This is a genomic window from Alteromonas sp. 4NS20-0143 (genome assembly GCF_057542855.1).
Map to the genome: position 1 here is coordinate 1 of NZ_BAAJLR010000001.1, position 11,676 is coordinate 11,676.

Sequence of the window (11,676 nt, forward strand, 5' to 3'; positions counted from 1 at the left end):
TTCCAAATATGGGGCGCATACATGCAGGCGACAATGGCGAAGCCGCCTGTATGTTTGCGTCCCAGCGAGCGATAGCGAGTGCCATAATTTGTTTGTTATACGCCTTACTCAATAGTAAATACAACATAGACAGTCGCAGACGCTATCATTTCACCTATTTCAAATATCGCACCTGGTGGAGGTGGTGGTACACGATTTCTTGTTTGAACAGATGCATAATTTGATGATTGGCCATAAATTCCTTGAGTAGGTATCAAGTCATATGAGCTTTCGTCCCTCGTTTTGAACTCTGAAACAGAGTGAACGTCCTTAATTTTTTTTCCATTCAAATTCGCAAGTTGTTCTGCTTTTTCTCTGGCATCTTTTAAAGCTTCGAACAAAACTTCTTTTTTAACTTCCCTAGGATTAACAACTTTGACTTCAGCATTCAGCTTACCTGATATACCAGAGTCTACTAAAACTTGATTAAGTTGATGATATAAAGATATGTCTCTGAGTGTTATATCGATATTTCTTGAGACACTAGTGCCTTTGTCAATTCTTTCTCTGTCCTTGTACTCATAGTGTGGAGAAATTTGTAAAGGTGTGGTTTTGATATCCTCTCGCAAGATTCCAATCTCTCTTGCTGCAGTGATGAGGGTTTTAGACTTTTTGTCCACTTCCGACTTAGCGAGCGATGCGTCTGCATCATGGTGCTCGATGTATGAGCTAATGACTATGATCTCGGGTTTTACTTTCTTTTCTGCATACCCTTCGACATAAATGTGAGGGCTTGCAGGGATAACAGAACCCCATGAAGAAAAGCTTATTAGTAGCAATGGGAGTAATCTTTTAATCATACAAAATTCCTTTTAAAACTTTGATTTATCTAGAGGCGTATAACTTTCCAATAACTGGCGCAGACATGTGGGGCATAATGGCGAAGCCGCCCCGCATGTCTGCGTCCCAGCGAACGAAGTGAGTGTGTTGATTGGGTTGTTAGGTGCGTTCATGAAACGACAGTGTTTTCTTTTACATCTTTTTTAAGAACCAACACAATTAAAAATATTAGTGCTATGGGCGGGACGAAAGCCGTGAAAAAAGCAATCACGGAGGTTAACACAGGTGTTGTGGTTTTACGCTTTCCTAGATAATAGCCAGCTATTGCCATCAATATAGCTAAAATGATTACGATTTGACCGAAAAGTGTCGCGTTGATATTCATGAATAGTTCCTTCTACTTTTGATTATTTTGGTAGCACATAACGCTAAGCTTTGGGGCGCTAGCACGTGGGCTAAAATCCGAGCGAAGCGAGCCAGCCCACGTGTTAGCGTCTCCAGCGACCGGAGGGAGTGCCAACAGCGTTTTGTTAGGCGTACAAAGAAACGTACGCAGCATTGCTGCCACCACTAGCCAAATAGACCGCGTGTTTAAATTATTGAATTTAAGATAAAACAACCCTGTGCGAAATGCCAGATGTTAAAGATATTGCTGGATAAAAGAACGAGTTTAGAAAGCTGCGGATGCAGAATGTTGGCGTTGCGGTGTTGATGAAAAGCGCGTTGCTAAAGCCGTTGAAACTGCCGAAAAAGCAAGCTGCAAAGACAACCTAGCGAAACAACCTTGATGCTGGAGTGTCACAGTTAAACCTACTTTTTTATGCTGTAAGAAAATGACGCCTAACTTTCCAATAACGGGCGCAGACATGTGGGGCATAATGGCGCAGCCGCCCCGCGTGTATGCGTCCCAGCGAACGCAGTGAGTGTGTTAATTGGGTTGTTATAAGTCATTTTTGAAAACAACCTTCCTAGATTACTCAAGTAAAAGCAAAATTTTAGTTATAGCAACGACAATAAAAAGAACTGTAAGCGAAACCACTACAGCGGTATGTTTTGATTTTAACCAAATAACACTTGGTGATTTTCTGGAAATAGAAAAAAGGCCATTGATGTGAGCAGTGGCTAAACAGCATATAACCACGACGAGGATTGTATTAAAAAGCTCTGACATCAAAAGTTATTCCATTGACTTATAACTTTAAGCTAAGGGGCGCTAGCGCGTGGGCTAAAATCCGAACGAAGTGAGTCAGCCCGCGTGTTAGCGTCCCAGCGACCGAAGGGAGTGAACTTGAGCGCTTTGTTAGAAGCAGAGCCTGTTCCCTTGGCATGTTTAAAAACTAATAAAGCCAGCATACGACTGATTATTAACACAAACAAGCAAAATGCCAATGAAGTGATGTAGGTGATTTGACTGAAGCAAACCGCCACACGAACTAACAAACGCAATGGCGCTTGCTGGCCTCGAATAAGAACTTGGCGGTAAAGCGCCTATTGCGCAACCTTTGAAGTAAGCGCGGTGACATTAAAACTACCAGTGCTCGGGCGATGTTGGAGACAACAGGTGAGGGTAGTTGAACTGGTATTTTTATAAAGCCAAACGCAGTTAAGGCTGACGCCTTCTAACTTTCCAATAACGGGCGCAGACATGTGGGGCATAATGGCGAAGCCGCCCCGCATGTTTGCGTCCCAGCGAACGTAGTGAGTGCGTTTATTGGGTTGTTAGGTGCGCTCACGCCAAGACCCCATTTAACAGCATACTAGGCATAAAAAAGTAAAAAGCCAATAAGCCCGAACTTGTAAATAGAAGTGCTACGGCACAAAAAGAAGCTTGAACAAAAAAGACGGAAGGTTTAGCAGACGCACTATGCCTAAAAGCTACTACTGATGTTTTTAAACATTCATTAGCTGCTTGGTATTTAGTTGAGAACCAAGAAATGAGTGGAGCAAGGCTAGCAAAAACGAGAGCAAATGCGACTTCCATCCCGCCTAATTGAACTAAGAAGGCTATCTCTGGCAAAAATGCCGCCGCAACAACCATTGCGATGCCGATAACTGCGCGTTGTAAATTAGTTAATTCATTCCATGATTTCATAATTTTTCCTTTTAGCACCTAACTTTTAAATAAGGGGCGCAGACGCGTGGGCTAGAATGCGAAGCAGCCCACGTGTATGCGTCCCAGTGACCAACGGGAACGACTTAATTTTTTTGTTAGGTGCGTATGTCATTTCTGCCGCTCCAGCAAATTTTTACGAAAACAAATAAGGAAAACAATGTTGATATAGGAAGTAATAAAATTAATGGGATAACTTTGATTTGCTGAATGGCCCAGAGGATTGCTAGTAATCCTACAACACAAGCTAAAAAAATAGCTTGATATAGAATACTCTTAAAACAAAACTTACCTACAGTTTTGAAGTTATACTTTCCACTGTTAAAGAGTGAAACAATAAAGAGTAAAATACAAACAACACAAGCTAGTAACGGTACTGGGGCTAAAGTAAAAATAGCAAATGCAATATTTTTCGAAGATGTGATATCCATATTTTCTCCAAGCACCTAACACCGCATTAAGCGGCGAAAATCGCTCTTTATTTTTGTCCGCTTTAATGCTTTGTTATTTGCCAATTCTCAAACGCCCAAAGAATTTAAACGACTATTCAAATCTAAGATTTCTGACTCAGACACTTCCAATGGATACGTTGTGAGTTCATTTTTAATAGACCTTAAAACCGTTAAATTACGTCCACTCACGCTAGGGATTGATATCATCAGATTTAGGTGTTCTAAAAGCTTTTCGTCTATTTCTTTTTGAATTGAGATAAAGCCTTCATCAATAGACGAACGCCTTATTTGCATTAAAGTTGTTACAGAATCCAACTGAATTCCAAAAATGTAGTCTCGAACATCCTTTTTGACTTTAGATTCATAAGAATCGACTTCAATCATGCAAGACTCACTCAAATTGGGCAATGGATAAAACGTCTCTGCAGACACACCTATACTGCTGAAGGCAAGTAATAGATACATAGTAGGTTTCAAAATATCCTCCTTGGCAAATAACTTTTAAATAAGGGGCGCAGACGCGTGGGCTATAATGCGAAGCAGCCCACGTGTATGCGTCCCAGCGAACGAAGTGAGTAACTTAATTTTTTTGTTAGGTGCACTCATTTAAAACTGCCATCCCTAAATCAATGTGCGCGACAATATAGCCATATTCTTTGTTTGAAAGGTAACCATCTTTAAACTGCTTCTTCGCGATGGGATGCGTCCAAGCTTTACCGCATGGAGCATCGGGTATAGATGTATCAACTGATAGCAGATGAGTGTCGTTTATTGTATTACCTTTTTTAACAATACTTTTTGCACATAAGCTCAGTGCGTATTCAACAGCGTATTTATCGACGCTTGGTAAACCAACGAACTCAACGTCACAACCGAGTATATTATTACCTTGGGCATCAACATAATAAAGTTGACCGGTGGTGCATCCAGTCAGGGATATCAAAGTAGATATAGCTAAAATTTTTATTGAATTCAAAAGTCTTTCTTGGGCACCTAACTTTTCAATAACGGGCGCAGACATGTGGGGCATAATGGCGAAGCCGCCCCGCGTGTATGCGTCCCAGCGAACGTAGTGAGCGAATTGATTGAGTTGTTATATGCGTTGCTCATTTAAACCACTCGTCTTTGTGGGACTTGATGATAACTTCCTCAATCTCTGGAAGTTCGCTTAACTTTAAGCCACATGAATTACATGAGACAGCCCACATTCCTGATTTTGAATAAAAACTACCGTTGAATACGATGTTTAACAAGGAATAAAAACGTTTATTGCAACGCGGGCAAGTAGATAACGACAATCGAAACATTAAGAAGGAAAACAGGTAGATAGATAGCGGCGCAATTAAGCCTAATGGTGGAAATAAAAGACCAAGAAAGATTCCAATTGATGCCATATAAAAGCAAGGCCAACGAGCGGCGTGCACGTTGTCAGAACGAAGCTTGATTCTTCTTAGGCCAGCGAAATATTCTTCCATGAGTTAAACACCATTTAGCATATAACGCCTTACTAAGCGGCGTGAAATAGTTGGCTAAAATTGCAAGGAACGAAGCTAGCCAACTGTTTAGCGTCCGTTTGAGTTACTTGTTATACGTGTTAACACACAACCTCAAAAACACTTTCTACGACAAATTGTTCTTTTTCTATCTCGAAATAAACAGATAGTCCATGACACTGTATACCGAAATCAATTTGAGCACTATACACATTGTCATTCATTCGATTTGTTATGATTTCTAAACTGGAAACCTTTAGTTTATTGGCTTTTAAATACGCTGTAAAAACAGGATGAAGTTTAGGTTTCTTTAAAAGTGCACTCTCAACTAAAGCTGTTTTATTTCTCAAAATATTAAATAGATCTCGTTCAGGTATTAAATTACTCGCTATCGTTTTTTTGCCATATGCATAGCTTTTACAGGCACTTTCGTTGATATCAAGAATCCATACCATGGTCGATTTAAGATGGTCCTTAGGGTACTTATAATTGGGTACATCGTTTTCGAGATATTCAAATTCTAAATCTGCGATATTACTCTTACATATTCTTTTCGTCGAAAGTCGAGGATTAACCATTACTCGCACATATGTATTCCACTTTCCATCAACTAGGTGCTTTTGAGCATTTACCAAAGAGAAAGCGGTTTTACTTTTCAAGTATTGGGAGTTGAGTAAATCTAGCTCATAATTATTTAGCTTTTCTGCATTTACACAAGTACTGAAACTTATCAACAAAAGGGCTGCGAATAATCTATGAGGCATCATTGACTCCAATTACACGTATAACACTAAGCTTTGGGGCGCTAACATGGGGCTATAATCGCGAAGCGGCCCCGTGTTAGCGTCCCAGCGACCGAAGGGAGTGCCAACAGCGTTTTGTTAGGCGTACAACTGAACGTACGCAGCTTTGCTGCCACCACTAGCCAAATAGACCGCATATTTAAATTAGTGAATTTAAGATAAAACAACCCTGTGCGAAAAGCCAGATGTTAACGGCATTGCTGGATAAAAGAGCGAGTTTAGAAAGCTGGTGATGTTGAATGTTGGCGTTGCGATGTTGATGAAAAGCGCGTTGCTAAAGCCGTTGAAACAACCGAGAAAGCTAGCCGCGAACACGACCTAGCGAAACAACCTTGATGCTGCAATGTCACAACTGAACCAACATTTTAATGCTGTAAGTAAATGACGCCTAACGCTAAGCTTTGGGGCGCTAGCACGTGGGCTAAAATCCGAGCGAAGCGAGCCAGCCCACGTGTTAGCGTCCCAGCGACCGAAGGGAGTGCCAACAGCGTTTTGTTATGTTCGTTTTTCACGAAGAGATATTTCACCCCTGTTGTTCTCCATAATTTTGAGGAACAGTTTTCTTGCTAGAGCTGATGGGTCATTTAAGCAATTTGAAGGATATTTATTCCAGATCTTGTTCAGTAACCAATTTGGTAACTCTGTACCTTCTCCATCCCACTCTTCCGTTAACCACCTAGCCAATATTCTCTCATGAGGTGCCATGAGGTTTTGATATTTGGTTAAAACAATTAGGTGATGATTTTTCATAGAAGAACATAACACTAAGCTTTGGGGCGCTAACATGGGGCTATAATCGCGAAGCGGCCCCGTGTTAGCGTCCCAGCGACCGGAGGGAGTGCCAACAGCGTTTTGTTAGGCGTACAACTGAAAGTACGCAGCTTTGCTGCCACCACTAGCCAGATAGACCGCGTGTTTAAATTATTGAAATTAAGATAAAACAACCCTGTGCGAAATGCCAGATGTTAACGGCATTGCTGGATAAAAGAGCGAGTTTAGAAAAGTGGTGATGCAGAATGTTGGCGTTTCGGTGTTGATAAAAAGCACGTTGCTAAAGCCGCTGAAACTACCGGAAAAGCAAGCCGTAAAGACAACCTAGCGAAACAGCCTTGATGCTGTAATGTCACTGCTGAGACTACTTTTTAATGCTGTAAGTAAATGACGCCTAACTTTTAAATAAGGGGCGCAGACACGTGGGCTAAAATGCGAAGCAGCCCACGTGTTTGCGTCCCAGCGAACGCAGTGAGTGACTTAATTTTTTTGTTATGTTTTTAGCTAAAAACAACCTGCTTTGTTACCGCGACGGCATCACAACCTTCACCACTATAATCTACTAAAATATATTGTTTTCTAATTAATTCTCGTTTTACCGAATACCAAGCTACATATTTTCCGTCCACTTGATTGGCATAGAGCATAGTAAATAATGTTGGATCATCCATACTGTCGATAAATAACCCAATCATTTTAAAGGGAAAGCTTTCTATCTCTAAAGGTGCTTCGATCTCGACAGTGTAGCTTTCTGGCAATGAATAAGCAGTTACACTAACGAGATGTGAATACTTTTGATTCCAAATAAAGCTCTTATCTTCGGTGTCAATGCAGGTCGAAGAAAGGGCTTGAAAAGGTATTAATAATATTAAGAACATCCATCTCATTTAATTTCTACTCCTGAAACATAACCTTTAAATAAGGGGCGCAGGCATGTGGGCTAAAATCCGAACGAAGTGAGCAGCCCACATGTTTGCGTCCCAGCCCGCGCAGCGAGCGAACTTAATTTTTTTGTTATACGCCATACCTAAAGCTTCAATTCTTCATCTACCGGATCTTGGTAAGTAATAACACTAAATCTGTTCTCTTTAGCATAGTTAAAGGCTTGCTGAAGCAAAGGTTTTGTAATTTCTGCATCACTTGCCACTTTTCCAGTTTTTTTAACGTCAATTTCATTCCAGCCCAAATCGCCAAGATAAAGCGCAACATCCTCGATTATTTCTTTTAAATTCTCATCTCTGGAAAACATATTAAATGCATATCGTTTTCCCTTTTCGAAACGTCCATTTTCTTCTGTAAACTCAGCTGTTCCGTGTAATAAAAGCATCAGGTTCCAATCTCTGGCGTATAACAATTTAATGTACGGAAAAAGTCCTTTATGCAAGGTGGAATATTTCCGTCTATCACTCAAGTAATTATTCCACTTTCGCACGTAACTGCATTTGCATCAATATCCTACGCTTTCTTATAAAACGCTCATGGGCGAAAAACGGAAAATGCCCCTTTTATTTTCCGTTTAAATCAAATTTGCATTAACTGTGTTTGTATACAGTTAAATTTTTTGCCTTGGTACGCCTTAGTTTGCTATTTCAAGTTTCAGGCCTAACGCTTTATATTCTCGCTAACACCGCGCAAACGCTCTTGAAACCTGCGTGATACGGAGAAGGGCATTATATCAGATTCGTGTGTTTTATTTAAAATGTGCTTACACGCGTGGCTTATTTCAAACTCAAAACCACTGCCTTTGCGTTCATCCGAAAAGTGCGCTTCTACCTCTAATCCTTTATAGAGTATGCACTCTGTTGCCTTCCAAAAGTCCGGTATCTTTATGGTTCCTTCAGTGCCTATAAGAAGCGCGTCATTTCCTAAGTTGCTTTTAAAACTGCTGTGTAGCACCGACACAACTTCGTTATATCGATACATCCAAAGTACATCGTTGTCAGCGCCATTTGGTGCTACATCGCTGTTTAGCACAGCAGGGGGCGCATCATCTGTATTAAAAAGCGCATCCAAAGCAATAGGGTATATCCCCATATCTAGCAAGCACCCGCCTCCTAACTCACGGGCATACTCTCGACTTGTAGCAGAGTAGGGCATGGTAAATCCAAAGCTAGCTTTAACGTGAAGCAGTTTGCCTATTCGGCCGGCGTTAACCCACGCTAGCGCCTCATTAATTGCTGGTAAGAAGTAGGTCCACATTGCCTCCATGAAAAACCGATCTTTTGTTTTCGCCACGCTTATAATACGCTCTAACTCTTCCGGAGACGTAGTAGCTGGCTTTTCACATAACACATGTTTGCCCGCCTTAAGTGCGGCTATCGCATTGTCTGCATGAAGGGTATGAGGAGTGGCAATGTATATGGCATCAATATCTGGGTCGTTGAGTAAACCTTCGTAACTGCCGTACGCATGAGGTATATCGTGTGCTGCTGCAAATTCTTGCGCGCTATCGAGGTGCCGAGAGCCTACTGCCACTAACTTGGCGCTTTCACAGTGCGCAATGTCTTTTGCAAATGTATGGGCAATTCTCGCTGTTGATAATATTCCCCAGTTAACCGTTGTTTTTGACATTCGTTAAATCCTTTATTGCCTGTATAAGCGTTGAAATTCCACTAGCGATAGAATTCGCTTTGCGTTGGTACCATAACAACATGCTTGTTCAGTATTGCCAATACAATACTAACGCAATGTGCTGTGTGACGATGTTTTTGTAAAAGCTTTGTTAAGAGGCTTTGTGATGAAGTTTTACTAAGAGGCTTTGTAATTCTATTCTGTCTTTGCGTCTTTTAGGCGGCAAATATCTTCCGCTAATCAGTTCCTTTTTCTCCGCTTTTTTGTTCACTTCGATGTCGCTTGGCGAATAGTCATTACCATGGCCGCCCTTTATCCCACTCACTGCATGTCATTTGAGCCAGTTCACACTAACAAAAAGCGTAAAAACCTTGGTGTAAAACTTGCTACACAACGTTAATAGTAGGGTATTACGTACTGATTTAGTCCATCCTTGCCGCTTTTTTGACGGGCAGGTTGATAACACTAAAACCTGGCGTTATTCGAAACCGCGCTTTATTTGGAAACGTATTATGTTTAAACCGCTTAACATCAAGGCATACAGAAGTGCTGCGCTAGTTGTTGCAATGAGTGCTGCAATAGCCGTTGCCGTCACGGGGTGCTCATCGTCAAGTAACGACAATGCACAGAGAATACAGTCAGACCCCTCCATTTCTGCGTTAGGCAATGTGGAATATTACACATACATGCTGGCCAACGAGCTGTTTTCAGATGTGCGCACACCCCGTCAATCTCGCTACGCAGTTGTTGGTTTTGTTCCGGTCGATACAATGAAATATAACGCTGAACACCAACATCCTCTAATGTTGCTCGGCCATCAGCTTGAACAGGGAATGATGACAGAGGCCACAAAAAGAGGCTTTTCTACTCAAGAATTTAAGTTATCGAACGATATAATTGTTAGTGAAGAAAGCGATAGGATCCTGACACGGGATATCGAAAAGCTCTCGGGTATTGAACGGGTCGATTTTTACATCACCGGCACTATGGTGTACCAAGAGTCTGGCGCCATGGTAAATGCCCGCGTTATTGATGCCCGAAATAAAGATGTTGTTGCTGCTGCTACACGCTTCTTTCCTGCGGAAATTTTTTGGCAAAAAGAGCAAGTCACAACCCGCAATGGAAAGCTGTACAGAACTGAAGGTGTAAGGTAAGCCCATGAAAAAATTTAATAGCTCGGTAGCCTATATTCTATCCGCATCGTTTTTAAGCCTTAGCGGCTGTTCTATGATGATGGGCGACGAAGAAGTAGCAGAACAGGTACCTGCGCGTCCAGCAATGAATGTTATTGATATTACGGCTGAAGATCGCGCGCCTGTTGCGTCGCGCAAAGCTGATGACGAGACACAAGAGCAGGGGATGGATGCCTACGGCGCTATTGGTCAACCGCCACTGTACTCAAGTGTACAGGGTGCATATAAAGGCCGTCCGTTAACCAAGCATATCGGCGATTACGTAAAGAATATGACGCAAGATCTCATTGCTAATATGGAATACGTAAACAACAAAACGGCCATTGGCGTTACGCATTTTGCGCTATTAGACACAGACCTTCAGCAAACGGATTTACTTGGCCGACAAATGGCTGAGTCGTTTGTGCATGAGCTGCATAAGTTTCGCGTGCCGGTTATCGACTTTAAAGCTACTGAGTATATTCGCATTACCGAGGGTGGCGACTTTGTATTAAGCCGCGATTATCTCGAACTCAGCAGTAGCCTGCCTATTGAGTATGTATTAACGGGCACCATGACTAAGCATCAAGGCGGTGTATTAGTGAATGCTCGCATCTTGGGAATGGAGTCTCGCGCGGTTGTGGCGAGCGCACAAATGCTTGTGCCATTTTATGTTGTCGATGCCCTTATACCCAGCGATGGTAGTGAGAGTAATTCCATGCGTGATGGTGTGAAGTTAAGCCGAGGCTAATGATGAAGCTAACAGCGTTTTTTTATATTGCAGCTGTATCAAGCGTTTTAGCACTAACGGGGTGCTCAAGCACGGAATCAATCGGTTCATTTTGGTTAGGCGAAGACGGTGAAATTACCCATGATGCTGAGCCTGTTTCGGTACCAAGTCGCTCTGGTCTGGTTTACACCCCAGACTCTAGAGACAGAGAGTATCAGCAACATGTTGCGGTAAACCCCGGGTATAAAGATCCTATTCATTCAGGTTTCTTTCCTGCTAAAACCCACAAAGCATTAAACGATTACGCGTCGCAGTTGGCGATGGAGCTAATGGGCAACGCCACAAGACTCACTCAGCAGCACACTGTGGGTATTGCGAGTTTTGTACGTTTAAATGCGGGGCTAAGCGACAGTACAGTGCTGGGCAACCAATTGTCTGAATACTTAATTACTGAACTGCAAGATTTTGGCTTAGCCATCGTCGATTTTAAATTGACTGATGGCATAACAGTGACGCCGCAGGGCGACTTTGTAATGTCGCGAAGCGGTAATCGTTTGGCCAAAAGCGTTGAGATGGACCATGTAGTAACGGGCACCATCATCGAAGACGACAGAGGCGTTAGAGTGAATGCCAGGATCGTTTCACTGCAAAATAAGCAAATTGTTGCCAGCGCAAATGTGTATATTCCAGCGTTTATCGTAATGGATCTAAATAAGATGGCGCGGGTTGAAGCGCCATCATCCATCAACGAGTAA

At 42.1% G+C, this 11,676-nt stretch carries 13 protein-coding genes; 3 read left to right on the forward strand and 10 right to left on the reverse strand.

The window, feature by feature from the left end:
- Positions 1-104: 104 nt before the first annotated feature.
- From AC27HD_RS00005 to AC27HD_RS00050, 10 genes are all read right to left on the reverse strand, one after another.
- A complete protein-coding gene (locus AC27HD_RS00005; RefSeq protein WP_032094844.1) occupies positions 105-839 on the reverse strand; it encodes an SIMPL domain-containing protein in 735 nt (244 codons plus the stop codon).
- Between the two features lie 149 nt (positions 840-988).
- The gene (locus AC27HD_RS00010) at positions 989-1,204 is read right to left on the reverse strand and encodes a hypothetical protein (RefSeq protein ID WP_487102976.1); all 216 of its coding nucleotides are present in this window, start codon (positions 1,202-1,204) and stop codon (positions 989-991) included.
- Between the two features lie 1,344 nt (positions 1,205-2,548).
- Positions 2,549-2,911: a hypothetical protein gene (locus tag AC27HD_RS00015; RefSeq protein WP_487102978.1), complete on the reverse strand. Its 363-nt coding sequence runs from the start codon at positions 2,909-2,911 to the stop codon at positions 2,549-2,551.
- 116 nt (positions 2,912-3,027) lie between these two features.
- A complete protein-coding gene (locus AC27HD_RS00020) occupies positions 3,028-3,360 on the reverse strand; it encodes a hypothetical protein (RefSeq protein ID WP_487102980.1) in 333 nt (110 codons plus the stop codon).
- An 87-nt stretch (positions 3,361-3,447) separates the two neighbouring features.
- A complete protein-coding gene (locus AC27HD_RS00025) occupies positions 3,448-3,858 on the reverse strand; it encodes a hypothetical protein (RefSeq protein ID WP_487102981.1) in 411 nt (136 codons plus the stop codon).
- A gap of 115 nt (positions 3,859-3,973) precedes the next feature.
- Positions 3,974-4,411, reverse strand: coding sequence for a hypothetical protein (locus tag AC27HD_RS00030; protein WP_487102983.1), 438 nt, complete (start codon positions 4,409-4,411; stop codon positions 3,974-3,976).
- A gap of 564 nt (positions 4,412-4,975) precedes the next feature.
- Positions 4,976-5,638, reverse strand: coding sequence for a hypothetical protein (locus AC27HD_RS00035; RefSeq protein WP_487102985.1), 663 nt, complete (start codon positions 5,636-5,638; stop codon positions 4,976-4,978).
- Between the two features lie 1,310 nt (positions 5,639-6,948).
- The gene (locus AC27HD_RS00040; protein WP_152561492.1) at positions 6,949-7,335 is read right to left on the reverse strand and encodes a hypothetical protein; all 387 of its coding nucleotides are present in this window, start codon (positions 7,333-7,335) and stop codon (positions 6,949-6,951) included.
- Between the two features lie 140 nt (positions 7,336-7,475).
- A complete protein-coding gene (locus AC27HD_RS00045) occupies positions 7,476-7,775 on the reverse strand; it encodes a hypothetical protein (protein ID WP_032095867.1) in 300 nt (99 codons plus the stop codon).
- 275 nt (positions 7,776-8,050) lie between these two features.
- Positions 8,051-9,019 (reverse strand): Gfo/Idh/MocA family protein, encoded by a 969-nt coding sequence (locus AC27HD_RS00050; protein ID WP_487102987.1) that lies wholly within the window; start codon positions 9,017-9,019, stop codon positions 8,051-8,053.
- A gap of 566 nt (positions 9,020-9,585) precedes the next feature.
- Between AC27HD_RS00050 and AC27HD_RS00055 the strand changes: the two genes are divergently transcribed.
- Genes AC27HD_RS00055 through AC27HD_RS00065 form a run of 3 tightly spaced genes read left to right on the forward strand, consistent with a single transcriptional unit; the run spans position 9,586 to position 11,676 of the window.
- Positions 9,586-10,173, forward strand: coding sequence for a FlgO family outer membrane protein (locus AC27HD_RS00055; protein ID WP_487103868.1), 588 nt, complete (start codon positions 9,586-9,588; stop codon positions 10,171-10,173).
- A gap of 4 nt (positions 10,174-10,177) precedes the next feature.
- Positions 10,178-10,942 (forward strand): FlgO family outer membrane protein, encoded by a 765-nt coding sequence (locus AC27HD_RS00060; RefSeq protein ID WP_487102989.1) that lies wholly within the window; start codon positions 10,178-10,180, stop codon positions 10,940-10,942.
- Positions 10,942-11,676, forward strand: a complete 735-nt coding sequence (locus AC27HD_RS00065; RefSeq protein WP_487102991.1) for a FlgO family outer membrane protein — start codon at positions 10,942-10,944, stop codon at positions 11,674-11,676. The genes AC27HD_RS00060 and AC27HD_RS00065 overlap by 1 nt, the downstream gene beginning before the upstream one ends.